The sequence below is a fragment of the Actinotalea caeni genome (assembly GCF_009733795.1).
Classification (GTDB): Bacteria; Actinomycetota; Actinomycetes; order Actinomycetales; family Beutenbergiaceae; genus Pseudactinotalea; species Pseudactinotalea caeni.
In genome coordinates, this window is the sequence record NZ_WNXX01000008.1 from 1 (window position 1) to 25,138 (window position 25,138).

Genomic DNA, 25,138 nt, shown 5'->3' on the forward strand with positions numbered 1-25,138 from the left:
CACCCGGGCGCGGCCACCCGGGCGCGGGCACCCGGGCGCGGGCACCCGGCACGGCCACCTGGGTGCGGCCACCTGGCGCGGGCCGCTGGGTGCGGCCACCTGGGCGCGGGCGCCTACGTGCGGGGCGCCGGCACCAGGCGCGGCGACCACTCGGCGACCCCACCTGGCGAGCTCGTACACCTGTGCCGAGCTCGTACGGTGCACGCTACGAGATCGGCAGCGGGCTACGAGATCGCGGGCCGGGACGAGGGGGCGGGCCGGGACGAGGAGGCGGGGCTGCGCGCATGGCCTGCTGCGCGTCAGGCCAGGCGCAGCGGGTCGGCGAGCAGGTCGGCGAAGGCGGCCTCGGCCGCCCCGATCATGAGGCGGTCCTCCCCCAGCGCCGCGACGCGGAGCTCGAGGTCGTCGGCGACGCCGGTCATCGCCTGCTCGGCGACGGCGTCGCGCAGGCCGGCGAGGGCGGGCGCGGCCAGCGTCGCGAGGAACCCGCCGAGCACGACGACCGACGGGTCGAGCACGTTGACCGCGTTGGCGAGGGCGGTCGCGAGCACGCGCCGCTGCCGGTCCACCTCGGCGGGGACCGCCGGGTCGGTGGCGGTCGCGATCGCCTCGGCGAGCGTGGGCTCGTCGGCGCTGCGCAGCCCGACGGCGTCGAGCAGCCGGGCCCTGCTGACCTCGTCCTCGAGCACCGCGGCGCCGGTCTCCGGGCCGGCGCGGCGGTCGGCTGTGGCCGCGATGCCGGGCCGGTTCTGCCCGAACTCGCCCGCGTACCCGTGCGCGCCCGCGACCGGGTGCCCGGCGACGACGAGACCGCCGCCGATGCCGCTCGCGCCGCCGTTGAGGTAGACGAGGTCGTCGACGCCCCGGCCGGCCCCGAACCGGTGCTCGGCGACCGCGCCCAGGCTCGCGTCGTTGCCGACGGCGACCGGCAGCCCGGTGGCCTCCTCGACGAGCGCGCGCACCGGGGCGTCGCGCCACTCCAGGTGCGGCGCGTACCGGACCAGACCGTCCGAGGCACGCACGAGGCCCGGCACCGCGAGCCCGACGCCGACCAGGTGGGTCTCGACGAGCGGGCCGGCCTGCCAGCGCTCGACGACCGCCCGGGTGAGCTCCGCCGTCTCGGCCGGGGTGACGAGGCTGCTCGTCTCGACGCGCTCGCGCACCACGACCTGGCCGCCGAGGCCGACCGCGGCGAGCGTGACGGCGTCGACCTCGGGGTTGACCGCGACGGCCAGCACGCCGGGGTGCGCGGCGAGCACGGGCGAGGGCCGACCGACGCGGTTGGTCTCCTCGGGCGCGCGCTCCTCGACGAGCCCGAGGTCGACCAGCTCGGCCGCGAGCGCGGCGACGGTCGAGCGGTTGAGGCCGGTCAGCGCGGTCAGCCGCGCGCGCGAGGACGGTCCGTGCAGGTGCACCAGCCGGAGCACCGCCGCGAGGTTGCCCGAGCGCACGCCCTCGCTCCCACGACGCTCCGCCACGCCAGCACTGTAGTTGCCCGGGTGGTCCACGCCCGCGCAGCGAGCCCCGGCGCCCGCCGGTGGCTACCCGTTCGTGCCGCACCTCGTGACCGGCAGGAACTAGGCGCGCGCGGCGTCGTCGAGGTCACCGCGAGGCGTCGGGCGCTCGGACGGCGAGGGCCTCGGCGGCTATCTCGACGAGCCGGTGGTCGTGGGTCTCCTCGTGCGCCGTGATGGTGACGACGGCGTCGCGGGCGTCGTCGACGTAGACGTACTGCCCGTAGAGGCCGTCGAGGCGCCAGCCCTCGCCGGGTCCGGCCCAGGTGGCGAGGCCGTAGCGGGCGAAGCGGCCGGGGCGGCCGCTCGGGTCGGTCTGCACCCAGTCCGCGTGCATGGCATCGACCCACCCGCCGCTGACGAGGCGCCGGCCGTTCCAGACGCCGCGGTCGCGCAGCAGGCGTCCGATCCGCGCGAGCTCCGCGGTGCGCAGCTGCAGACCGGTGCCACCGATGATCCAGCCGAGCGGGCACCGGTGCCACTGCGGGTCGTGGATGCCGAGCGGGTCGAACAGGCGCGGCAGCAGCCAGTCCCGCACGTCGCCCACGAGCGCCCCGAGCATCCGCATCGCCACGTAGGTGCTGGCGTCGGAGTACTGGAACAGCTCGCCCGGGCCACGGCTGGGGCGGCGCAGCATCTCCTGGGCGAGGTCGGGCCACCGGACGCCGTGGTCGCCGAACCACGCGAAGTCGATCCCGCTCGTCATCGTCAGCAGGTGGCGCAGGGTCACGCGCTCGACGCCGTCGCCGAGGTCCATCGTCGTGAGGACGTCGCCGACGCGGGTGTCGAGCGACAGCAGCCCGTCGTCGACGGCGATTCCGGCCGCGAGCGCGCTCACGCCCTTCGACACCGAGTAGATGTCGACGCGGTCGTCGCTGCGCCAGCGGTGCTGGGCCTCGTCGTCGCCCACGAGCACGTGCACCCCGTACGCGCCCAGGCGCTCGGCGTCGATCGCGGTCACCATCCGGTCGAGGACGTCGGTCGCGGTGGTCACCCCGCGACGGTAGCCGCCCCCGGTGACGGCTCCGCGAGGTCGAGGCGGACCCCGAGCAGACGGACCGGCCGCTCGATCTCGAACCTGGCCAGCGCGACCTCGGCACGCTCGCGCAGCGCCGCGAGGTCGGTGGTGGGCTCGGGCAGCTTCGCGGCGCGGGTGCGGGTCCAGAACGACGCCGTCCGCACCGTCACCGCGACATGGGTCGCCACCCGGCCCTCGGCGAGCAGCAGCGCGTGGACGTCGTCGAGGAGGGCGAGCACCGCCGTCGTGATCTCCTCGCGGCTGGTGAGGTCCGTCGGGTAGGTGACCTGCTTGCTGACGGACCTGCGTACCCACGGCTCGGTGGTGACGGTGCGGCTGGCGCCGCCGCGCGCGAGCCGGCGCAGACCCGGCCCGATCGTGGGGCCGAACCAGGCGGCGAGCGCGTCGGCGTCCGCGTGACCGAGGTCGGCGACGGTGACGATGCCGTGCTCGGCGAGCCGCGCCGCGGTCTTCGTGCCGATCCCCCACAGGTCCGCGACGGGGCGCTCGCCCATGACCTGCCACCAGGTGTCGCGGTCGAGCCGGAACACCCCGCCCGGCTTGCCGAACGATGTCGCCATCTTGGCGCGCTCCTTGGTGTCGCCGATCCCGACGGCGCAGGTCAGGCCGGTCTCCTCGCGCACGCGGGCGCGGATCGCGTCGGCCAGCGTGTGCGGGTCGTCGGTCTCGGCGCCGACGAACGCCTCGTCCCAGCCCCACACCTCGACCGGGTGGCCGAAGGACCGGAGCACGGCCATCACCTCGGCCGAGGCGGCCTCGTAGGTGGGGTGGTCGCTCGGGAGGAAGACGGCGTCGGGCGCCTTGCGAAGCGCGGCACGCAGCGGCATCCCGCTGTGCACGCCGAGCGCGCGTGCCTCGTAGGTGGCGGTGGCCACAACCTGGCGCGGGCGCGTGGGGTCCCCGTCGCCGCCGACCACCACCGCCTTGCCGGCCAGTTCCGGGCGCCGCCGGATCTCGACCGCAGCGAGGAACTGGTCGAGGTCGACGTGGAACAGCCACCACGCCTTCGCGTCCTCGCCGGCCATGGTCGCCAGGCTAGTCCTGGCGGCGGTGCGGGGTCAGGGGCGTGCGCCGCCCGGACTGACCGGGAGGGCTGCGACCTGGCCCACCGCCGCACCGAGCAGCTGGTTGGCGGAGCGGAGCACGGTCGGCGCCAGCACGGCCTCCGGGTCGAGCGGACCGCCGGCCACCACGGCGAGCTGCAAGCTCTCACCGGGCAGGAGGCTGATCAGCGAGTCGTCGACGGTCGCGTCCGGGTGCGCGCGGTCGGCGAGCACGACGACGTCGCGCACGTACGAGGCCGCGGTCACCGTGATCACCGCGCCGTCCGCGCTCGTGACCGCCGTCGCCGTCATCGCGTCGGGATCGAGGCGCTGCTCGAGCACGTCGGCGTAGTCGTGCACCACTGGTGCGTAGCCGGGCAGCTCCGCGAGCAGGATCTCGGCGGCGGGATCGGCGGCCGTGGCGACGTCGGCCGGAACCCGGACGCGGGTGACGCCGCGTGCGGGCACCACGGCCTCGGCCACGGTCCGCGCGAGCGCGGTACCCGCGAAGTCGTGGCGGGTGATCACGGCCTCGCCGACCGTGGGCTCGTCGGTGTCGTTGAGGATCACGAGCTCCAGCCCGCCGTCGGCCGTCGGTTGCAGCGTGGCGAACCGGGCGGCGTAGACCTGGCGCAGCGCGTACCACAGCGGCTTGCGGCGCTCGGCGTGGTCGACCGCGGCCCACGAGACCGAGGGCCAGTTGTCGTTGAGCTGCCACACCACCGTGCCGGTGTTGAGCGGCGCGAGCGCACGGAAGTGCGAGACGCCGAACCGGATCGCGTGGGCCTGGTTGAGCTGGGTGGTCAGGTGCCAGTCGTCGAAGGTGCGCGGGGGCGGGAAGTGCCCGGTGTAGCCGCGCTCGAGCTTGAGGTTGCCCTCCTCGGCCTTCTGGTGCACCAGCAGCTGGTGGCCGTAGGGGTCGAGCGGTTCGTCGTGGACGGCGTCGAGCAGCGTGGTCCAGGCGGGCGGGGCCTGGAAGCCGAACTCGGCCACGAAACGCGGCCGCCAGTCGCGGTAGCGGGTGTAGTCCTCGCGGTTCCACACGTCCCAGATGTGCACGGTCCCGTTGGCCTCGTCGTTGGGCGCCATCAACGGCGACGGCGAGAAGGGGCTGCCGGGGATGTAGGGCCGGGTGGGGTCGAGCTCGGCGACCAGCCGCGGCAGCAGGTCGACGTAGTAGCCCTCGCCCCAGGTGCGGCCCGCCAGCTCGGCGCGCCAGCCCCACTCGACGTAACCCCACACGTTCTCGTTGTTGCCGCACCACAGCACGAGCGCGGCGTGCGCGCTGAGCCGCGCGACGTGCTCGCGGGCCTCGGCCTCGACCTCGCGGGCGAGCCACGGCTCCTCGGCGTACGCAGCGCACGCGAACAGGAAGTCCTGCCACACGAGCACGCCCTGCTCGGAGCAGATCTCGTAGAAGTCCTCCGACTCGTACAGGCCACCACCCCACACGCGCAGCAGGTTCATGTTGGCCTCGACGGCGTCGCGCACCCTCCGCTTCAGCCTCGCCTCATCGATCGCGGGGAAGAAGGCGTGGTCCGGGATCCAGTTGGCGCCGCGGACCTGGATCGGGCGGTCGTTGACCCGCAGCACGAAGGGCGTGCCGTGCTCGTCGGGCGTCGTGTCGATCTCGACGGTGCGGAACCCCACCTTGTGCGTCCAGGTCTGGTCGGCCACCCGGACCACGACGTCGTACCGGTGCGGCTCGCCGTGCCCGATCGGCCACCACCGCTCGACGTCGGGCACCCGCACGCGCACCGCGCCCGTGGTGCGGACGGTGCCACCGGCCGCCCAGCTCTCGCCGCCGCGCGAGACGGTGACCTCGACCTCACGGTCGCGGGCGAGCCCGTCCTGCTGCAGCTCGACGTGCGCGGTCAGCACGCCGTCGGCGCCGTCGACGTCGACGAGCGGTCGCACCTGCGCGATCCGTACCCCGCTCCAGCCCTCGATCGCGATCGAGCGCCAGATCCCGGAGGTCGCGACGTCGGGTCCCCAGTCCCAGCCGAAGTTCGAGGCGGTCTTGCGCAGGGTGTTGTACGGGTGGTGGTTGACGTGCGGGAGCGGACCGCCGTGCTGCCGCTCGCGCCGCTCGGCCTCGGGGACCGGCGCTGCGAAGGTCACGGCGATCTCGTTGCGGCCCTCGCGGAGGAGGTGCCCCACGTCCCACCGGTAGCTGCGGTGCTGGTTCTCCGTGACCGCGACGACGTGACCGTTGAGCTCGACGGTCGCGAGCGTGTCGAGGCCGTGCGCGACCAGGTCGTGGCGGTCGTCGCCACCCGGGTGCCAGTCGAAGCTGCGGTGGTACCGCCACGTGGTCGCCCCGATCCACTGCTGTGAGGTCTCGTTGTCACCGTCGAGCGGCGGGGCGATCAGGCCCGCCGCGTGCAGGTCGAGGTGGACGCAACCGGGTACCGCGGCGGCGATGTCGGCGCCCCGGAGCTGGTCAGGCACGTCTCCGTCGACGACCCGCAACGTCCACGGTCCATCAAGGCTGATGCTCGTCACGGTCGTCCTTCTGCACGGCGGTGTGGGGGTCAGGCGCCGCACACACTTTCATCGGCTGCCTAAGTTAGTCAAGTCCCCGCCGGGTTAGGCCAGCTCGGAGACCACACCCAGATGCCGCGGCGCGAGCTCCAGCTGGAGCACGAGCGCAGCGCTGCCCACCGCGGCGGCGTCGGAGATCTGGGCCGAGAGCCGGACGTCGACGCCGTGCCTGCCGCGCGCGTGGAACGAGGTCGCGAGGCGGTGCCGCACGGCGGCGAGATAGATCGAGCCCGCGACCGCGAACGACGGGCCTGCCAGCACGACCGAGTCGAGGTCGAGGACGTTGGCGAGCATGAGCACCGCGTCGGCGATGTGCTCGGCGGACTCCTCGATCAGCGACGTGGCGAGCGGGTCCCCGAGCACGGCGGCCGTGGCGACGGCGGCGAAGTCGGTGAACGGGTCCGCGGGCTCGGGAAGCACGACCGAGGACGTGCGTCCCCGCGCCAGCGCCGCGCGGGCGTTGGCCGCCACGGCGGCGGGGCCGGCGAGGTCGTCGAGACCGGTCTGCGCCGCACGACCGACACCGAGGCCGACCGGGCCCAAGGCCCCCGCGTTGCCGCTCGCGCCGCGGTAGAGGCTCCCGGCCAGCACGATCCCCGCACCGATGCCTACCCCCATGTACAACGTGCAGTGCGCCTTGGAGTCCCCGTCACCGCTGGCCCAGAACTCCCCGATCGCCGCGGCTGCCGAGTTGGTCTCGACCTCGACGTCCAGACCCGCGGCATCCGCCAGCGCGTCACGCACCCCGAAGCCCTCCCACCGCGGCAACGAGGTCGAGGACAGGATCGACCCGTGCTCGAGATCGACGACGCCCGGCAGGGCGAGGCCGAGCCCGACGACGACCTCCCGCGGCAGCCCGGCCACGGCGAGCAGGTGCTCGACGTCGCGCGCGATGCTCGCCACCACGACCTCCGGCGCCTCGTCCCGGGCGCCGCGGACGCGGGTCCGCGCGACGATCGCGCCGGCCGCGTCGACCACGGCGAGGATGATCCAGTCCGCGCCGAGCTGGACTCCCACGGCGCAGCGCGCACGCGGGTTGAGCACGAGCTTGACGCGAGGCTTGCCACCGGTGAACTCGCGCTCGCCGGACTCGACGAGCAGGCCGTCGTCGAGAAGCCCTCGGACGACCGTGGAGATCGTGGCCTGCGTGAGCCCGGTGATCTCGGCCAGCTCGACCCGGGAGACGGCCCGGCGCTGTCGCACGACGTCGAGGACGAGACCCCTGCTCGTTGCCGCTGCTGTGCGCACGCGCTCTCCTCGCTCACCATCGGGCGCCGTGGGCCATACTGCCGAGGTGAGCAGTCGCGGCCAGGCGTCATCGGCGACCCTACCGGCGCCCACACCCCCCGTGCGGTTCGGCATGGCGGTGCTCCGCGCGCCCGGCCATCGAGGGATGGATGTGTTCTTCTCGGGCCTGCTGGACGGCATGGACCCGGTGCTGCAGGCCGCTGGCGCTGCCATCGAGCTGCTGATCGTCGGCTCCCCCGAGGAGGAGCGCGTCGCGCTGCGACGCTGGGCCGAGGCAGGCCTGGTCGGGGGCGTGGTCATCGCGGATCTGGTCGAGGACGACCCGCGCCCCACCCTGTGCCGGGAGCTCGGGATGCCCGCCGTCGCTCTGGGTGGGTGCGACGACGAGGCGACCTCCGCCGTCCTCGTCGACAACGCGGCCGCCATGCGGCTCGGCGTCGCGCACCTGACCGGCCTCGGCCACCGGCGGCTGGGGCGCGTCTCCGGCCCGAGCCGGCTGCGGCACACGCGCCAGCGCGATCTGGCCTTCGCCGAGGAGCTGGCCGCGCGTGGCGCGTCGAGCGAGACCCTCGAGGGCGACTACACCGAGGAGCGCGGCTACCGCGCCACCGCCGGCATGCTCGCCCGGCCGGACCGCCCGACGGCGATCGTCTACGACAACGACGAGATGGCGATCGGTGGGCTGCGCGCCGCGCGTGACGCCGGACTCGCGGTGCCGGGCGACCTGTCGGTGCTCGCGTGGGACGACTCGTCGGTCTCGCGCCTGGCGGACCCGCCGCTGTCGGTGATCAGCCGCGACGTGCACGAACTCGGCGGGCTGACGGCCCGGGCGCTGCTCGCTGCAGCCGCGGGGGATCTGGTGCACCTGGTGCACGACGCCGACGCCCAGGTGATCACCCGCCGCAGCACCGGTCCCGCACCGCGCTGACCAGGAAGCGCACCGGCGGCACCGCCCGCAGTTTCGCCGTGCCCGTTGACAGGCTTACTTAAGCGCTCTAAGTTACTCGCCAGCCGGTCAATGAACGCCCGGCCAAGACGTGAGGAGACAACGATGCTCTTGACTCGGACCACGAGGACCGCCGTCGTGGTGGCCGCGACGGCCGCGATGCTGGGCCTGGCAGCGTGCGGGGGCGGCAGCGCCGGTGAGGGCGGCGAGTCCGGTGCGCAGGACATGGACCCGGAGACGTGCGGACCCGCCGGTGACCTGACCGTGCTGACGTGGCGCACCGACCTCGTCGAGGACGGCACCTTCGACGACTACGTCGCCACCTTCAAGGAGGCGTACCCGGAGATCGGCGACGTCGACATCCAGGGCATCACCGACTACGAGGGCGAGGTGAAGACCCGGATGAGCACCGACGACTACGGCGACGTGCTCGCGATCCCGGGATCGGTGGCCCCCGACCAGCTCTCGCAGTTCTTCGAACCGCTGGGCGAGCTGTCCGAGATGCAGACGCAGTACCGCTGGGTCGAGCCGGAGTCCTTCGAGGGCTTGTCCTACGGGATCCCCGTGGTGGGCAACGTGATGGGCGCCGTCTACAACGTCGAGGTCTTCGAGAGCGCCGGGGTGACCGACTTCGCGACGACGCCCGAGGAGTTCCTCAGCGACCTCGAGGCGGTCAAGGCCGCGCACCCGGACATCGCGCCGCTCTACACGAACTACAAGGACGGCTGGCCGCTGACGGCCTGGCAGTCCTACGCGGGCGGCGTCTCGGGCGACCCCGAGTACACCAACGGCATGACGACCGACGAGGCGCCCTGGTCGGGCGGCGGTGACATGGAGGTCATCGACGGCCTCCTTTACGACGTCGTCGCGCAGGGCCTGACCGAGGCCGACCCGACGACGACGAACTGGGAGCAGTCCAAGCAGATGCTCGCCACCGGTCAGATCGGCGTCATGATGCTCGGCTCGTGGGCCATCCCGCAGATGCAGGATGCCGCCGAGGCCGCGGGTGAGACCCGCGACATCATCGGCTACATGCCGTTCCCGGCGCAGGTCGACGGCACCTTCCACGCCGTCGCGGGTGGCGACTACAACCTCGCCATCAACGTCCACTCGAGCAACAAGTGCGCCGCCCGCGCATGGATCGACTGGTTCAACCACGAGTCGGGCTTCTCCGAGTCCCAGATCGGGCTGTCACCGCTGGTCGACGGGCCGGTGCCCGAGTCGCTCCAGGCGTTCATCGACCAGGTCGAGCTGGTCGAGATGGCTCCAGCCCCCGAGGGCCAGGAGTCCCTGTTCAGCGACATCGACACCGAGTCGGGCATCCTGACGACCTCGCCGGACTACCGGATGAAGATCGTCGACGACGCCCGCTCGGGCGCCCGGACCAAGCAGCAGGTCTTCGACGACCTCAACGCCGCCTGGAGCGAGGCGATCCAGGCCGTCAGCGGGGGCTGATGGCGCTGATGACGCCGGCGCGGCGAGCGCCCGGCCGAGCCGTCGACCCGTCCGCCCGGCAACCGGGCAGGCGGGTCACGGCGCGGCGTGGTCGCGACCGGGTGGTCCCGTACCTGTTCGTGCTGGCACCGATCGTGCTGCTCGTGACCTTCACCTACGTGCCGGTGGCGAACATGTTCTTCTACTCGGTCACCGACTGGGACGGCCTGGACCGGGTGAAGAACTTCGTGGGGCTGGCCAACTACGTCGACGTCTTCACCGAGCCGGACAACCTGCGCGTCTTCGTCGTCTCGCTGTACTACCTGGGCGCCTCCTTCGTGCAGATGGCGCTGGCGCTGTACTTCGCGACGATCCTCAGCTTCCGGGTCCGGCTGAAGAACCTCTGGAAGGGCATCCTGTTCTTCCCGTACCTCATCAACGGGGTGGCGATCGGGCTGATCTTCCTCAACTTCATCAGACCGGGAGGCGGACTCGACAGCGCGCTGCTCGCGGTCGGCCTCGAGAGCGTGATCCGGCAGTGGACCGGCGACCCGGAGGTCATCAACTACACGCTCGCGGCCGTGAGCGTGTGGCGCTACATGGGCCTGAACTTCGTCATGTTCCTCGGTGCGATCGCCTCGGTCCCCGGCGAGATCTACGAGGCCGCCGAGCTCGACGGCGCGAACCGCTGGCACCAGTTCCGTCACCTGATCCTGCCCGCGATCAAGCCGATCGTCGGGCTGAGCTTCATCCTCGCGATCTCGGGCTCGCTGTCGGTCTTCGAGGTGCCGTACATCATGACCAACGGCGGCAACGGCTCCGAGACCTTCGTGATCCGCACGATCAAGATGGCGTTCGAGAACAACAAGGTCGGGCTCGCCTCGGCGATGGCGGTGGTGCTGCTGGCGATCGTGCTCGTCGTCACGTGGATCCAACGGCGGCTGGTGCCCGAGGAGAGGGTGGACCTGACATGAGACGGGCAGCGGTCGCCGTCGTGAAGTACGCCTCGCTCGTGGTGGCGTCCGTGATGATGCTGCTGCCGGTGGCGCTGATCATCACGGGATCCTTCAAGACCAACCAGGAGTTCCTCAGCACGGGGCCGTTCGACGCACCGGAGAACTGGCTGAACCTGTCGAACTACGCGACGGCGTTCACGCGCGGCGGGATGCTGCTGGGGTTCGCCAACACGGCGATCATCCTGGTGGCGGCGATCACCGGCACCATCCTCATCGGCGCGGCCGCGGCGTACGCGATCGACCGCTTCACGTTCGCCGGCCGCAGGGTGACGCTCGCGCTGTTCCTGCTCGCGACGCTCGTCCCCGGGGTGACGACGCAGGTGGCCACGTTCCAGGTGGTGAAGGCGCTGGGTCTGTACAACAGTCAGGCTGCCTTGATCGTGCTCTTCATGGGGACCGACATCATCTCGATCTACATCTTCGTGCAGTTCATGCGCAGCATCCCGCGCTCGCTCGACGAGGCGGCCAAGATCGACGGCGCCGGTCACCTGCGGATCTTCCTGCAGGTGATCCTGCCGAACCTGAAGCCGGCGATCGCGACCGTGATCATCATCAAGGGCATCGCGATCTACAACGAGTTCTACATCCCGTTCCTGTACATCACGAACCCGGACCTGCGCCCGATCTCGACCTCGCTGTTCGCGTTCAAGGGCCCGTTCGGCGCGCAGTGGGAGGTGATCTCGGCGGGGGTCGTGATCACGATCATCCCGATCCTCGTGCTGTTCCTGGCGCTGCAGCGGTACGTCTACAACGGGTTCACGTCGGGGGCGACGAAGTAACCGTCAGCCGGCGATGTCCGCGAGCGTGGCACCGAGGCCGCGTACGAGGTCGTCGACCTCGACCCACACGCTGTACCCGTGCGCGCCGCTGCCCATCGAGACCCGGCGGCCGGCCAGCGAGGCGTCCACGTAGGTGGGGTACTCGTGCAGGCTCCCCAGCGGGGTGATGGTGCCCCGCTCGTGCCCGACGGCGTCGAGCGCCTCCTGCGCCGACGGGAACTTCAGCTTGTTCACCCCGAGCAGCGCGCGGAGCTTGGCGAACGAGACCGAGGCATCGCCCGGCACGATCGCGAACACGTACCGATCGCTGCCCGCACGCATCACGATCGACTTCGCGATGTCGGCCGGGCGGATCCCCAGGATCGCCGCGGCCTCCTCGAGGCTGTTCGCGTAGGGCCGCTCCTTGACCTCGATGGGGATGTCGCGCGCCTGCGCATCGGCGCGGACACGGACCAGGCCATCGGGCTCACTCACCTGCACGAGCATACGAGCCGGCACATATTGATCGTGCTCACCTGCATCGTGACCGGAACACTGACGCAGGTGAGCATCGCGATCCGCGCCGAGAACCCTTCCGACCCTGCTGAGGTGGCGGCGATCGCCGCCGTCAACGCCGCCGCGTTCGACCGCGAGGAGCACGGCGAGCTCCCCGCCGCCCTGCGCGCCACGTCGCACCATCGGCCGGGCTGGTGTCTCGTGGCACTCGACGGCGGCGCGGTCGTCGGGCACGTCATGGTCGGCACGGCGTTCCTCGAGCGCCCGGACGGTTCCGTCCTCGAGGTCCCGAACCTCAGCCCGCTCGCCGTCGCCCCTGAGCGGCAACGTGAAGGCATCGGCGCTGCGCTGGTGCACGCCGCCGTCGCGGCCGTCGACGCCGACGGCGAGCCATTCGTCGTCCTCGAGGGGTCACCGGCGTACTACGGCCGGCTCGGTTTCGAGGACGCCCGCGCGCACGGCGTCAGCCTGCCGCTACCCGACTGGGCTCCACCGGCCGCAGGCCAGCTGCGGCCGCTCAGCGCGTACCGCCGGCTCCCCGGCACGATCGTCTACCCGGCCGCCGTGCAGGCCGCCTTCGACGCGCTCGAGTAGCCCCCCGGCTGTGCCACCGCCTCCGCCGGCGGCGATGAGCTTGCCCTGTCCGCGCTGTCCCCTCGCGTCGCTAGAGTCGCAGGCATGACCGAGCGCAGACCCGTGATCGTCGCGCACCGCGGCAACTCCGCCATCGCCCCGCAGAACACGATGGCCGCGTTCGAGGCGGCCTGGCGCGCCGGCGCCGACTACTTCGAGCTCGACATCCAGGTCACCTCCGACGGCGAGGCCGCCGTCATCCACAACAGCACCCTCGACGAGACCACCACCGGCACGGGCCGCGTCGCCGAGCACACCGCGGCCGAGGTCGCGGCCCTCGATGCCGGCTCCTGGTTCTCCCCCGTCTACGCCGGCGAGCGGGTGCCGCTGCTGGCCGACGTGATCGAGTTCCTCCGCACGCATCCCGAGATCGGGCTCGTGCTCGAGATCAAGGGGGACTGGCCCACCGAGCCGCTCTCCCGAGTGCTCGACGGCGTCTCGCAGCCCTTCCTCGAGGGTCGCCTGATCGTGGAGAGCTTCTCGCTGACCACCATGGCCACCGCCCGCGACGTCGCCCCGCAGCTGCGCCGCGAGCTGCTGATCGACGAGGTGCCCGCCGACCTGCTGGGGCTGCTCGCCGAGCTGGACGTGAGCGGATGCAACCCCAACGGGCGGCGGCTGCTCGAGGACCCGGAGCTGCTCGGCACGCTGCAGCGCGCGGGTCACACCGTCATCCCCTGGACGCTCAACCACCCCGAGGAGTGGGCGCTGGCTCTCGATGCCGGTGTCGACGGCATCGTCACCGACCGACCCGACCGCCTCGCCGGTTGGCTCAGCGGCCGGGGCCGGTAGGCACCTCAGTCGAGGCAGAACTCGTTCCCCTCGGGGTCGGCCATGACGATGAACCCGCCGCTCATGGGTGGCTCGGGCTCGTGGCGGCGCAGCCGGGTGGCGCCGAGTGCGACCAGCCGCTCGCACTCGGCCTCCAGGGCCGCCATCCGCTCGTCCCCCTCGAGACCGGGCGCGGCCCGGACGTCGAGGTGCACGCGGTTCTTCGCGACCTTGTCCTCGGGGACCTGCTGGAAGAACAGCCGGGGCCCGACGCCGTCGGGGTCCTCGAGCGCGGAGGCCGAGTTGCGCTGCTCCTCGGGCAGGCCGGAGCGCTCGACGAACTCGTCCCATGCCGCCTGGCCGTCGACGCCGGGCTCGAGCTCGACGCCCGGCGGGGCGGGGTGCAGGTAGCCGAGCACCTGCTGCCAGAACGCGGACAGGCCGCGCGGGTCGTGGGCGTCGAAGGTGATCTGGACGGTCCTGCTCATGCGGATGCTCCCGTGGTCGCGTGGGTGTGCTGGTAGAGGTCGCGCAGCAGGCAGACCTCGGACAGGTGGTGGATGAGCTCGCGGTGGATGTGCAGCACCAGGGCGGACATCGGGTACTCGGCGAACGGTCCTTCGGCCGGCCCGCAGGGTCGCTGCAGACCATCGTCGCCGAGCGCGGTCACCCCGGCGACCCACGTCGCGTACTCCGCCTCCAGCTGCGCGAGCGCCTCGGCAGCGGTGGCGGCGTAGGTGTGGGTCCGCTCGGTCACCGGGTCGCGCCCGAAGTGCGACGCGTTGCGCATGCCGAGCACCCCGACGATCACGTGGCCGAGCCGCCAGGCGATCGTCGTCACCGGGGCCGGCTCCGGCTCGGGGATCTCGACGTCCCAGGTCATCTCGCCCGCGCCGAGCTGCATCGGCGCCGCACCGGTGCCCCGCGGCCGCACCGACCACGAGCCCGGTGCAGGCTCCCAGAGGTACTCCTCGTCGGTCAGCCCCGCGAACCGGGGGCGCACGTGGTGCTCCCAGTGCCACTCGATCTGGTCGCGGAGCAGGGCGTTCCACCCGGTCGGTTCCGTCATGGGTGGCATCGTGCTCGCTATTGCGGACAGTGACGTTCCGGGATCGGTGAGAGAGTGTCGGTATGGGCGTGACGAGCACCGAGGCGACCGCCGAGCGGGTGCTGCGACTCCTCGCCCTCCTGCAGCGCCGCCCGTCCTGGACGGCGACCGACCTCGCGGCCGAGCTCGGCGTCACCGACCGCTCGGTGCGGCGCGACGTCGACCGCCTGCGGGCGCTGGGCTACCCGGTGCAGGCCACGCCCGGCGTCGGGGGCGGCTACCGCCTCGGGCCGGGCAGCCGGCTGCCACCGCTGCTCCTCGACGACGAGGAGGCGGTCGCCACCGTCGTCTCGCTGCAGCTGGCGGCGACCAGCGCGGTCACCGGAGCGGGAGACGCGGCGGTGCGCACGCTCGCCAAGCTCGACCAGGTGATGCCGCCGCGGCTGCGGGCCGAGGTGCGCGCGCTCTACCAGGCGACGGACTCGCTCGTGGCGGGCGCCGCCGTCGAGCCGGACGTGCTCGTGACGATCGCGCGCGCCGTCCGGGACCGCGTCCGTGTGCGGTTCCGCCACGCCCGGGCCGACGGCGCGGCGACCGAGCGCGTCGTCGAACCGGTGCGCATGGTGACGACCGGGCAGCGCTGGTACCTCATGGCCTTCGACGTCGACCGCGACGACTGGCGCACCTTCCGGCTCGACCGCGTGGAGGGGGTCGAGGCGACCACGTGGCGCTTCCACGCCCGTGAGCACCCCGACCCCGTGGCCTACGTCCAGGACGCGATCGCGACCGCGGCCTACCGCCACCACGCGCGGGTGCGGCTGCGCGCGCCGGCCGCCGAGGTGCGCCGTCGGGTGCCGCCCGACGCCGGCCGTGTGGAGGACGACGGCGACGGCTGGTGCGTGCTGGTGGCGGGCGCGCAGGACCTCGACTGGCTCGCGATGCACGTCGCCGCGCTCGGGCTGGAGACCGAGGTCCTCGACCCGCCGGAGCTGCGCGACGCCGCGGCCCGGCTGGCCGGGCACCTCGGCAGGATCGCCGGCGGCTGAGCGAGCGGGAGCTCACGAAGCCGGGCGGCGGGACCGGCCTCCCGCCGTCGGGCACCTACCCACGACCCGACGACGGAGGCCGGCGTCAGGAGGTCAGTGGGTGTCCTCGGCCTCGACCTCGGTGCGGTCGCCGGACCACAGCGTGTGGAAGGTGCCCTCGCGGTCGACGCGCTTGTAGGTGTGGGCGCCGAAGAAGTCGCGCTGGCCCTGCACGAGCGAGGCGGGCAGCCGCTCGGCGCGCAGCCCGTCGTAGTACGCGAGCGAGGCCGCGAACGCCGGCGCCGGGATCCCCGACATGGCGGCACCGGCGACGACGCGGCGCCAGGAGTCCTGCGCCTGCGCGAGCGCGTCGCGGAAGTACGGCGCGGTCGCGAGGCTGACCAGCCCGGGGTCGGTCTCGTAGGCCTCGGTGATCCGGTTGAGGAACCGCGCGCGGATGATGCAGCCGCCGCGCCAGATCTTGGCGATCTCGCCCTTCTTGATGTCCCAGCCGTACTCCTTGGCGCCGGCGATGATCTCGTCGAAGCCCTGGCTGTAGGCGATGATCTTCGACGCGTACAGGGCGCGCCGCACGTCCTCGACGAACGCGGCCTCGTCCTCCACCTGCCACGTCTGGTCCGGCCCGGGCAGGTGTCGGGCGGCGGCGCGCGCCTCGCGGTCGGAGGACAGCGAGCGGGCGAACACGGCCTCGGCGATGCCCGAGACCGGGACGCCGAGGTCGAGCGCGGTCTGCACCGTCCAGGCGCCGGTGCCCTTGGCGCCGGCGGAGTCGAGGATGACGTCGACGAGCGGCGTGCCGGTGGCCGCGTCGACCTGGCGCAGCACCTCGGCGGTGATCTCGATGAGGTAGGAGTCCAGCTCGCCGGTGTTCCACTCGGCGAAGATGTCGGCGATCTCGGCCGGGGACCTGCCGGTGCCCTGTCGGATGAGGTCGTACGCCTCGGCGATCAGCTGCATGTCGGCGTACTCGATGCCGTTGTGGATCATCTTGACGAAGTGACCCGCGCCGTCGGTGCCGACGTGCGTGACGCACGGCTCGCCCTCGGCGACGGCCGCGATCGAGCGCAGGATCGGGCCGAGCGTCTCCCACGCCTCGGCGCTGCCGCCGGGCATGATCGACGGGCCGCGCAGCGCGCCCTCCTCGCCGCCGGAGATGCCGGCCCCGACGAAGTTGATGCCGGTCTCGCGGACGGCCTTCTCGCGGCGGATCGTGTCGGTGAACAGGGCGTTGCCGCCGTCGACGATGATGTCGCCCGGCTCGAACACGCTCACCAGCTCGTCGATGACGGCGTCGGTGGCGCGGCCGGCCTTGACCATGATGATCGCCGTGCGCGGCCGCACGAGCACGTCGGCGAGCTCCTGCACCGTGGTCGCCTTGACGAACCCGGCCTCGGGGTGCGCCTCGAGCAGCGCGTCGGTCTTGGCCGTGGTCCGGTTGTAGACCGCGACGACGTTGCCCTCGCGGCTGGCGAGGTTGCGCGCCAGGTTCGAGCCCATGACGGCGAGGCCGACCACGGCGATGTTGGCGGTGGGGGTGGTCATCGTGTCTCCGTTCGTGCGCGTGCGTGCGGGCGGCGACCGGGCCGGCCGCGGTCAGCACAGACGATGCCAGCATCCCGCACCGGTGACGAACGCGTCTCACCCTCGCGACGCCGTCGCCCCCCCACAGCACGTCTCAACCCACTTCCGCCCCCACACCAGGTTTCAACCCACGTCCGCCCTGCCGCATCGGGCGGGTGGGGCAGAAGTGGGTTGAAACCTCGGCAGGGGGCAGACGTGGGTTGAAACCTCAGGCGGAGGTGGAGGCGGGTTCGCGGTCCTCGGTGCGGACGGCGTCGCGCGCCTCCGCCTCCTCGGTGCGGTCCGCGGTGGCGGCACCGGGCTCGGTGTCGGAGTCGCGGAACAGGTCCTCGGCGGTGGCGGAGTCGTACTTCGCCTGGTCGATGATGCCCTCGCGCTTGGCGACGATCGTCGGCACCAGGGCCTGCCCGGCGACGTTGACCGCGGTGCGGCCCATGTCGAGGATCGGGTCGATCGCCAGCAGCAGGCCGACGCCCTCCAGCGGCAGCCCGAGCGTCGACAGCGTCAGCGTGAGCATGACGACCGCGCCGGTGACGCCCGCCGTCGCGGCGGAGCCGACGACCGACACGAACGCGATGAGCACGTAGTGCCAGATGGTGAGGTCGATCCCGAAGAACTGCGCGACGAAGATCGCCGACAGCGCCGGGTAGATCGCAGCGCAGCCGTCCATCTTCGTGGTCGCGCCGAACGGCACGGCGAACGAGGCGTACTCGCGTGGCACGCCCAGGTTGCGCTCGACCACGCGCTGCGTCACGGGCAGCGTGCCGATCGAGGAGCGCGACACGAACGCCAGCTGGATGGCCGGCCACGCGCCGCGGAAGTAGCGGGCGATGCTGAGCCCGTTGGCGCGGAGCACGATCGGGTACACCGCGAACAGCACGAGCGCCAGCCCGATGTAGATCGCGATCGTGAAGGTGCCCAGCGGGGCGAGGGAGTCCCAGCCGTAGGTCGCGACGGCGCGCCCGATGAGGCCGATCGTGCCGAGCGGCGCGAGCCGGATGACCCACCACAGAACCTTCTGGATCACCTCGAGCGCCGAGCGGTTGAACGCGAGGAACGGCTCGGCCTTGTTGCCGGTGCGCAGCGCGGCGATGCCGACGACGATGCCGATGACCACGAGCTGCAGCACGTTGAAGCTCGCGCCGTTGCCCGAGACCTCGAGGCCGAGGAAGTTCGCCGGGATCAGACCGGTGAGGAAGTCGACCCACGTACCGGTGCGGCCCGGCTCGCCGGCCTGGGAGGCGTCGACCGACGTGTTCGCACCCGGCTGCAGGATCAGCCCGAGCCCGATACCGATGAGGACCGAGATCAGCGCGGTGATCGCGAACCACAGCAGCGTCTGCCCCGCGAGGCGGGCGGCGTTGGTGACCTTCCGCAGGTTGGCGATCGAGGCGATGATCGCCGTCACGACCAGCGGCGGCACGATCGTGCGCAGCAGCGTGACGAAGCTCGACCCGATCGTGGCCAGGGTGTCGGTGAGCCAGTTCGGGATGTCGTTGCCGTCGGCGTCGACGCCGACGGGGCCCATGCGCAGGGCGACGGCGCCGAGCACGACGCCCAGGACGAGCGAGATGAGGATCTGGACGGAGAACGAGGGCAGCCGCAGCCGTCGTCGTGGCTGCTCCGTCGGGGTGCCGCTCGAGGCGGCGGTGTCGGTCGAGGACATGGAGATGCTCCAGGTAGGTGGTGGAGGAGGTCGCGGGGTCGCCGCGGGGGCCGGGTAGGGCGGCGAGCGCACGCCTGGTCGGTCAGGCGGTGCGTGCGGTCAGCGACACATGGCGCTGGCGACCCGGAGCAGGTCGACGGCGCGGCGGCTCGTGAAGGAGCCCGAGGTGAACGTGTGCATGACGAGTGCACGGTACCCGCGTCGGGACGGGCAGGGCGCCGCCGTCGGCACGTCTCACCATCTGGGACGCGCTCAGGCGGGGACCGTGCGGTGGCCCTCCGCGACGTGGTGGCGCCCGAGCGGCAGCACCATCGGCTTGCCGCACGTCGGGTCCGGCACGACGACGCTGCTCAGCCCGAACACGTCGGCGACGCACTCGCGGGTGAGCACCTCGGCGGCCTCGCCGCAGGCGTAGAGGGCGCCGTCGCGGATCGCGACGAGGTGGTCGGCGTAGCGGGCGGCGAGGTTGAGGTCGTGCAGCACCATGACGATCGTGGTGCCGAGCTCGCGGTTGAGGTCGGTCAGCAGGTCGAGCACCTCGACCTGGTGCGCGACGTCGAGGAACGTGGTCGGCTCGTCGAGCAGCAGCACGTCGGTCTCCTGCGCGAGCACCATCGCGATCCACACGCGCTGCCGCTGCCCACCCGAGAGCTCGTCGACGGCGCGATCGGCCAGGTCGGCGGTGCCGGTCACCTCGAGCGCACGCGCGACGGCGGCGTCGTCCTCGGCGCTCCAGCGCGACAGCATGCCCTGGTGCGGGTGGCGGCCCCGGCCGACGAGGTCGGCGACGGCGATGCCCTCGGGCGCGACCGGCGACTGCGGCAGCAGCCCCAGCGTGCGCGCCACCTCCTTGGTGGGCGTCCGGTGGATCTCCTTGCCGTCCAGCAGCACCGCACCCGTGCGCGGGGCGAGCAGGCGCGACATCGCCTTGAGCACGGTCGACTTGCCGGAGGCGTTCGCCCCGACGATCGCGGTCACCTTGCCGGGCGGGATCACGAGGTCGAGGTCGTCGACGACGGTGCGGTCGCCGTAGCCGAGGCTGAGGCCCGCCGCGGCGAGCGTGTGGTCGGAGGTCATGCGGAGGCCTCGCAGAGCCGGTCGGTGGGTCGGGTCGGGAGGAGGGAGCTCGGCAGGGTCGGACGGATCGGCCGGATCGGACGGGTCGGCCGGGTCGGACGGGTCGGGCGGGTCGGGCGGGTCGGCTGACGAGGCACGGTCACATCACCCCTCCGGTCCGCTGGGAGCGCACGAGCAGGTAGATGAGGAACGGGGCGCCGAGCGCGCCGGTGATGACGCCGACCGGGAACCGGGTGCCGAGCGCGTACTGCGCGACGAAGTCGGCCACGAGCACCAGCAGCGCGCCGAACAGCCCCGACGCGAGCACGGGCGAGCCCACCGGGCCGAGGATGCGCGCCGTGATCGGGCCGGAGAGGAAGGCGACGAACGCGATCGGGCCGGCGGCCGCCGTCCCGAAGGCCATGAGCGCGACGGCGCAGACGATCAGCAGCACCCGGACGCGCTCGACGGGTACGCCCAGCGCGGCGGCGGTCTGGTCGCCGAGCCGGAGCGCCTCCAGGTCGCGGGTGAGGCGCAGCAGCACCGGGGTGAGCACGACGACCGCGAGCAGCAGCGGCAGCAGCCGCTCGTAGGTGGCGCCGTTGAGGTTGCCGGTCAGCCACCGCATCGCGACCTGCATGTCCCACGCGGCCGCGCCGGACAGCACGTAGGAGACCACGCTCGCGAGCATCGAGGAGATGCCGATGCCGACGAGGATCAGCCGGGTGTTGGCGACCCCCTGCCGGTAGGCGAGCAGGTAGATGACGAGCGCGGTCAGCAGCGCGACCACGGTCGCGAACGCCGACACCGCGCTCGGGCTCAGGTCGAGCACGAGGATGCCGATGACGGCGGCCGCGCTCGCGCCGGAGCTGATGCCGATGACGTCCGGGCTGGCGAGCGGGTTGCGGAGCATCGTCTGGAACGTCGACCCCGCGAGGCCGAACGCGAGCCCGACCATCAGCCCGGTGAGCGCGCGCGGCAGCCGCAGCGTGCCGACCGTGAAGGACGCGCCGTCGACGTCGGCGCCCATGATCACCGCGACGACGTCGGAGAGCGGGTAGACGGTGCGGCCGAGCACGAGCGAGAGCACGAGCGCGACGACGACCGCGACCGCGAGCCCGACGTGCACGAGCAGGCGCCGTCGTGCGCGGCGACGGCGGCCGGCGGCGACGACGTCGGCGGTGGCGGGGCTCGCCTCCTGCACCGCCGTCACAGCTCGCGCACCTTCTGCCGGCGCACGATCCAGATGAAGAACGGGGCGCCGACGATCGCGGTGATGATGCCTGCCTGGATCTCCTCGGTGCCGCCCACGAGGCGGCCGACGACGTCGGCGCCGGTGAGCAGCGCGGCGCCGCCGAGCCCCGAGAGCGGGATCAGCCAGCGGTGGTCGACCCCGGTGAGCAGCCGCACGACGTGCGGCACGACCAGGCCGACGAACCCGATGGGGCCGGCGACCGCCGTCGCGGCGCCGCAGAGCACGACACCACCGAGCGCGGCGACCAGCCGGGCGCGCACGACGTCCTGCCCGAGCCCCGCGGCGAGCTCGTCGCCGAGCGCGAGCGAGTTGAGCGCGCGCGCCGAGGCCCACGAGATCAGCAGCCCCGCCGCGAGGAACGGCAGCGCGAGCGCGATCGTGGCCCAGGTGCCGCCCCCGACGCCGCCGATCTGCCAGAACCGGAACTGCTGCATGTCCTGCGCGCGCGGCAGCAGGATCGCGCTCACCAGCGAGCCCAGCGCCACCGAGGTCGCGGCGCCCGCGAGCGCCAGCTTGAGCGGCGTCGCGCCGCCACGGCCCAGCGAGCCGACGACGTAGACGAACACCGCGGCGACCGCGGCCCCGACCATCGCGACCCAGATGTAGCCGACCGCCGTCGACAGCCCCAGGAACACGATGCCCACGACGACGGCGAGCGAGGCGCCGGCGTTGACGCCGAGGATCTCGGGGTCGGCCAGCGGGTTGCGGGTGACGCCCTGCATGACGGCGCCCGAGATGCCGAGCGCGGCCCCGATGACCATCGCGAACACCGTCCGCGGCATGCGCTTGACGACTGCGGCCTGCGCCGTCGTGTCCTGGTGCCCGGTGATGCCCGCGACCAGGTCGTCCCAGCCGACGTCGAGCACGCCGAACGTCACCGACGCGACGCCGAGGAGCGCGACGACCACGACGAGCAGCAGCGCCACGAGGGTGCGCACGGAGGCCGGGCGCCGCCTCGCGGCGGCGACCGGCCTGACGGCGACGACCGCTGGGGCCGTCACCTCGCGCTGCGTCGTGGTCGTGGTTCGCTCCTCGGGCTCAGGAGGCCTTGCCGGCGGCCTCGTCGAGCAGCGGCAGGTAGTTCTCGATGAGGTGCGCGATGCCGAGCGGGCTCGGGTTCGCCGACGACGCCGTCGTGGGGTCGGTCGTCTCGTCGAGGAAGACGATCGCGCCGTCGGCGACCGCCGGGATCCGGGAGAGCAGCGGGTCGGACTGCAGCACCTCGAGCTCCTCGCCGGTGCCGTAGGTGACGATGACCTCGACGTCGGCGAGCTCGTCGACCGCCTCGGCGCTGATCGTGGTGAAGAACTCGTCGGTGCTCGCCGCCGCGACGGCCTGCGGCACCGTGAACCCGGCCTCCTCGACGAGGAACCGCTCGCGGGGGTCGGCGAGGCTGTAGAAGCCGACGCTCGACAGGTCGGTGACGTCCACCCAGGCGAACATCGCGGGCTGGCCGTCGATGTTGTCGTAGCCGGCGACGGCGTCGGCCAGCTGGGTCTGCAGCTCCTCGACGAGCGCCTCGGCCTCGGCCGCCAGGCCGAGCGCGGTGCCGTTCATCGTGATCGTCTGCTGCCAGGTGGTGCCCCACGGCACGTCCGGGTAGGCGACGACCGGGGCGATCTGGCTGAGCGTGCTGTAGTCGTCGTCCGTCAGGCCCGAGTAGGCGGAGAGGATGACGTCGGGGTCGGCGTCGGCGACGGCCTCGAAGTCGATGCCGTCGGTGCCGTCGTAGAGCGCCGGGGTCTCGGCGCCGAGCTCGGCGAGCGCGTCCTCGACCCACGGCAGCACGCCGTCGCCGTCGTCGTCGCCCCAGGTGGCCTCCTCCATGACGACCGGGACGACGCCGAGCGCGAGCGCGGCCTCCTGGTTGCTCCACCCGACGGTCGCGACCCGCTCGGGCTGCGACTCGATCACGGTCTCGCCGAACGCGTGGGTGATCGTGACCGGGAACGCGGACGACGCCTCGGGGGTGTCGACGGCGCCATCGCCGTCACCGGCGTCGCTGCCGGCGTCGCCGCCGGCGCAGGAGGCGAGGACCAGGGAGGCGGCAACCGCGACGGCGGCCGCGAACGGGCGCGTGACGCGCATGTGAGCTCCGTTTCAGGGGCTGGCAGGAACTAGGCAAGGCTAGCCTTTCCTAATTCGTGCTGGAAACCACAGACCCGTGTGACGTAGATCGCTCTACGAGACCGGGCCGGCCGCGGCCTGTCCGGTGCCCCTCCTATGCTCGGGTCACCGGCACCGGCCACCACCCCTGGCACGGTCACTGCGACCGGGCGACGTCGCCCGGGAGCCGCCGGCGAGACCGACCTCACGAAGGACATGCGCGCGTGACCACCCTCTCCGCCCACGTCGCCCACACGCTCGCCCGGCACGTCGACCACGTGTTCGGCGTGATGGGCAACGGCAACGCCCACCTCATCGACGCGCTCGAGCGCGGCACCGGCGTCGGCTACACGCCGATGCGCCACGAGGCCGGCTGCGTCGTCGCCGCCGACGCCTACTTCCGCGCGTCGGGTCGCCTCGCGGCGGCGACCGCCACCTACGGCGCCGGGTTCACGAACACGATCACGGCGCTGGCGGAGGCGGCGCAGGCGCGTGTGCCGCTGCTGCTGATCGCGGGCGAGGCGCCGACGTCGGGCCACCGACCCTGGGACGTGGACCAGATCGCTCTCGCCGCAGCGGTCGGGGCACGCACGTACACGGTCGGCCGGGCCGACGCGGGCGGCACCGTGGTGCTCGCCGTCGAGCACGCGCTCAGCTATCGCACGCCCGCGGTGCTCGCGCTGCCGTACGACGTCGTCACCACCGAGGTCGCGACGACGACGACGCAGGGCGGCGGCGACGTCGGCTCGCCGCCGGAGCCGCGCCTGCTGCCCCCGCTCGCACCGACCGGCCCGTTCGCGCAGGCGCAGCTGGCGCGGTTCGCCGAGCGGCTCGCGAGCGCACGCCGGCCGCTGCTGCTCGCGGGGCGCGGCGCCTGGCTGGCCGGGGCCGGCCCGGCGCTCGGGCAGCTGGCCGAGCGCGTGGGCGCGCTCACCGCGACGACGGCGCTGGGCCGCGGGGTCTTCCCCGACGACGCGCACGACCTCGGTGTCACCGGCGGATTCGGCGCCGAGGGGGCGATGGAGCTCGTGGGGCAGGCCGACGTCGTGCTGGTCGTCGGCGCCGGGCTCAACCAGTTCACGATGCGCTTCGGGCAGCTGTTCGCGCCGGGCACCGAGGTGCTGCAGGTCGATGTCGCCGCGACCGCGACGCACCCCTTCGTCAGCGGGTACGTGCGCGGCGACGCCCGGCTGGTCGCCGAGGCGCTGCTGGTCGAGCTGGACCGGCTGGGTTCGGCACCCAGCGGCTGGCGGGAGTCGGTCGACGTCGCCGCGGCGCGCGCCTACGACGCCGGCGAGGAGCTGGCCGCCGACGGCCGCCTCGACCCCCGCAGCGCCGCCCGGCGCATCGCCGAGCTGCTGCCGGAGGACCGCGTCGTCGTCTCCGACGGCGGGCACTTCATCGGCTGGGCGAACATGTACTGGCCGGTCGCCTCGCCGGACCGGATGATCATGGTCGGGACGGCGTTCCAGTCGATCGGGCTCGGGTTCCCGAGCGTCCCGGGCGCAGCCCGCGCCAAGCCCGACGCGACCGTGGTGCTGAGCACCGGCGACGGCGGCGGCCTGATGGCGGCCGCGGACCTCGAGTCCGCGGTGCGCGTCGCGGGCGGCCGCGGGCTGTGCGTCGTCTGGAACGACGGCGCCTACGGCGCCGAGGTCCACGTCTACGGCCGGCAGGGCCTGGCCAGCGGCCCGATGACGATCGACGAGGTCGACTTCGCCGCTCTCGCCCGCGCGGTCGGGGCCGAGGGTGTCGTGGTGCGCACGCTCGCCGACCTCGACGCGCTCGCCTCCTGGCGCGACCGCTCCCCCGACGAGCGCCCCTTCCTGCTCCTCGACCTGCGCGTCTCGCCCACCGTCGTCGCCCCGTACCAGGAGGAGATCCTGCGGGCCAACACCTCCCGCCCCACCTCCTGACC

At 73.0% G+C, this 25,138-nt stretch carries 23 protein-coding genes; 8 read left to right on the forward strand and 15 right to left on the reverse strand.

Going from position 1 to position 25,138, the window contains the following annotated elements; translation table 11 throughout:
- Window positions 1–299: 299 nt before the first annotated feature.
- The 5 genes from GPA02_RS08605 to GPA02_RS08625 form a co-directional block, all read right to left on the reverse strand.
- Window positions 300–1,478, reverse strand: coding sequence for an ROK family transcriptional regulator (locus GPA02_RS08605; protein WP_156199520.1), 1,179 nt, complete (start codon window positions 1,476–1,478; stop codon window positions 300–302).
- A 124-nt stretch (window positions 1,479–1,602) separates the two neighbouring features.
- Window positions 1,603–2,508 (reverse strand): serine hydrolase domain-containing protein, encoded by a 906-nt coding sequence (locus tag GPA02_RS08610; RefSeq protein ID WP_156199521.1) that lies wholly within the window; start codon window positions 2,506–2,508, stop codon window positions 1,603–1,605.
- Window positions 2,505–3,578 carry a DNA polymerase IV gene (locus GPA02_RS08615; protein WP_156199522.1) on the reverse strand — a complete coding sequence of 358 codons (1,074 nt, stop codon included), beginning with the start codon at window positions 3,576–3,578 and terminating at the stop codon, window positions 2,505–2,507. The genes GPA02_RS08610 and GPA02_RS08615 overlap by 4 nt, the downstream gene beginning before the upstream one ends.
- A 33-nt stretch (window positions 3,579–3,611) precedes the next feature.
- Window positions 3,612–6,047 (reverse strand): glycoside hydrolase family 2 protein, encoded by a 2,436-nt coding sequence (locus GPA02_RS08620; RefSeq protein WP_240133956.1) that lies wholly within the window; start codon window positions 6,045–6,047, stop codon window positions 3,612–3,614.
- Window positions 6,048–6,185: 138 nt separating this feature from the next.
- Window positions 6,186–7,388, reverse strand: a complete 1,203-nt coding sequence (locus GPA02_RS08625; protein WP_162457734.1) for an ROK family protein — start codon at window positions 7,386–7,388, stop codon at window positions 6,186–6,188.
- Between the two features lie 145 nt (window positions 7,389–7,533).
- On the opposite strand from GPA02_RS08625, the gene GPA02_RS08630 reads away from it, so the two are divergent.
- From GPA02_RS08630 to GPA02_RS08645, 4 genes are all read left to right on the forward strand, one after another.
- A complete protein-coding gene (locus GPA02_RS08630; RefSeq protein WP_162457735.1) occupies window positions 7,534–8,316 on the forward strand; it encodes a LacI family DNA-binding transcriptional regulator in 783 nt (260 codons plus the stop codon).
- A gap of 123 nt (window positions 8,317–8,439) precedes the next feature.
- On the forward strand, window positions 8,440–9,789 hold the full coding sequence (locus tag GPA02_RS08635; RefSeq protein WP_156199525.1) for an ABC transporter substrate-binding protein: 1,350 nt from the start codon (window positions 8,440–8,442) through the stop codon (window positions 9,787–9,789).
- A 101-nt stretch (window positions 9,790–9,890) separates the two neighbouring features.
- Entirely contained in the window at window positions 9,891–10,742 is an 852-nt protein-coding gene (locus GPA02_RS08640; protein ID WP_338027518.1) for a carbohydrate ABC transporter permease, read from the forward strand.
- Window positions 10,739–11,563, forward strand: coding sequence for a carbohydrate ABC transporter permease (locus tag GPA02_RS08645; RefSeq protein WP_156199527.1), 825 nt, complete (start codon window positions 10,739–10,741; stop codon window positions 11,561–11,563). The genes GPA02_RS08640 and GPA02_RS08645 overlap by 4 nt, the downstream gene beginning before the upstream one ends.
- A 3-nt stretch (window positions 11,564–11,566) precedes the next feature.
- Here GPA02_RS08645 and GPA02_RS08650 read toward each other — a convergent pair whose 3' ends face one another.
- Entirely contained in the window at window positions 11,567–12,037 is a 471-nt protein-coding gene (locus GPA02_RS08650; RefSeq protein WP_240133957.1) for an aminoacyl-tRNA deacylase, read from the reverse strand.
- Between the two features lie 69 nt (window positions 12,038–12,106).
- On the opposite strand from GPA02_RS08650, the gene GPA02_RS08655 reads away from it, so the two are divergent.
- On the forward strand, window positions 12,107–12,652 hold the full coding sequence (locus GPA02_RS08655; RefSeq protein ID WP_204986544.1) for a GNAT family N-acetyltransferase: 546 nt from the start codon (window positions 12,107–12,109) through the stop codon (window positions 12,650–12,652).
- An 84-nt stretch (window positions 12,653–12,736) separates the two neighbouring features.
- Window positions 12,737–13,483 carry a glycerophosphodiester phosphodiesterase gene (locus tag GPA02_RS08660; RefSeq protein ID WP_156199528.1) on the forward strand — a complete coding sequence of 249 codons (747 nt, stop codon included), beginning with the start codon at window positions 12,737–12,739 and terminating at the stop codon, window positions 13,481–13,483.
- Between the two features lie 5 nt (window positions 13,484–13,488).
- On the opposite strand, the gene GPA02_RS08665 is transcribed toward GPA02_RS08660, so the two are convergent.
- Window positions 13,489–13,950, reverse strand: coding sequence for a VOC family protein (locus GPA02_RS08665; protein WP_156199529.1), 462 nt, complete (start codon window positions 13,948–13,950; stop codon window positions 13,489–13,491).
- A complete protein-coding gene (locus tag GPA02_RS08670; protein WP_156199530.1) occupies window positions 13,947–14,531 on the reverse strand; it encodes a DinB family protein in 585 nt (194 codons plus the stop codon). The genes GPA02_RS08665 and GPA02_RS08670 overlap by 4 nt, the downstream gene beginning before the upstream one ends.
- 62 nt (window positions 14,532–14,593) lie before the next feature.
- Here GPA02_RS08670 and GPA02_RS08675 point away from each other — a divergent pair, with 62 nt between their 5' ends.
- A complete protein-coding gene (locus GPA02_RS08675; protein ID WP_156199531.1) occupies window positions 14,594–15,556 on the forward strand; it encodes a helix-turn-helix transcriptional regulator in 963 nt (320 codons plus the stop codon).
- A 93-nt stretch (window positions 15,557–15,649) separates the two neighbouring features.
- Here GPA02_RS08675 and gndA read toward each other — a convergent pair whose 3' ends face one another.
- The 7 genes from gndA to GPA02_RS08705 all read right to left on the reverse strand — a co-directional run bounded on the left by gndA (window position 15,650) and on the right by GPA02_RS08705 (window position 23,202).
- Window positions 15,650–17,098, reverse strand: a complete 1,449-nt coding sequence (gene gndA / locus GPA02_RS08680; protein WP_156199532.1) for an NADP-dependent phosphogluconate dehydrogenase — start codon at window positions 17,096–17,098, stop codon at window positions 15,650–15,652.
- Between the two features lie 247 nt (window positions 17,099–17,345).
- A complete protein-coding gene (locus tag GPA02_RS08685) occupies window positions 17,346–18,803 on the reverse strand; it encodes a dicarboxylate/amino acid:cation symporter (RefSeq protein ID WP_156199533.1) in 1,458 nt (485 codons plus the stop codon).
- Between the two features lie 99 nt (window positions 18,804–18,902).
- A complete protein-coding gene (locus GPA02_RS19595) occupies window positions 18,903–18,983 on the reverse strand; it encodes a putative leader peptide (protein WP_414635341.1) in 81 nt (26 codons plus the stop codon).
- 72 nt (window positions 18,984–19,055) lie between these two features.
- Window positions 19,056–19,880 carry an ABC transporter ATP-binding protein gene (locus GPA02_RS08690; protein WP_156199534.1) on the reverse strand — a complete coding sequence of 275 codons (825 nt, stop codon included), beginning with the start codon at window positions 19,878–19,880 and terminating at the stop codon, window positions 19,056–19,058.
- 139 nt (window positions 19,881–20,019) lie between these two features.
- A complete protein-coding gene (locus tag GPA02_RS08695) occupies window positions 20,020–21,072 on the reverse strand; it encodes a FecCD family ABC transporter permease (RefSeq protein WP_156199535.1) in 1,053 nt (350 codons plus the stop codon).
- Window positions 21,069–22,115, reverse strand: a complete 1,047-nt coding sequence (locus GPA02_RS08700; RefSeq protein WP_156199536.1) for a FecCD family ABC transporter permease — start codon at window positions 22,113–22,115, stop codon at window positions 21,069–21,071. The genes GPA02_RS08695 and GPA02_RS08700 overlap by 4 nt, the downstream gene beginning before the upstream one ends.
- Before the next feature lie 37 nt (window positions 22,116–22,152).
- Window positions 22,153–23,202, reverse strand: coding sequence for an ABC transporter substrate-binding protein (locus tag GPA02_RS08705; protein WP_156199537.1), 1,050 nt, complete (start codon window positions 23,200–23,202; stop codon window positions 22,153–22,155).
- Window positions 23,203–23,444: 242 nt separating this feature from the next.
- On the opposite strand from GPA02_RS08705, the gene GPA02_RS08710 reads away from it, so the two are divergent.
- Complete coding sequence (locus GPA02_RS08710) at window positions 23,445–25,136, forward strand: thiamine pyrophosphate-binding protein (protein ID WP_156199538.1); 1,692 nt, start codon at window positions 23,445–23,447, stop codon at window positions 25,134–25,136.
- Window positions 25,137–25,138: the final 2 nt, after the last annotated feature.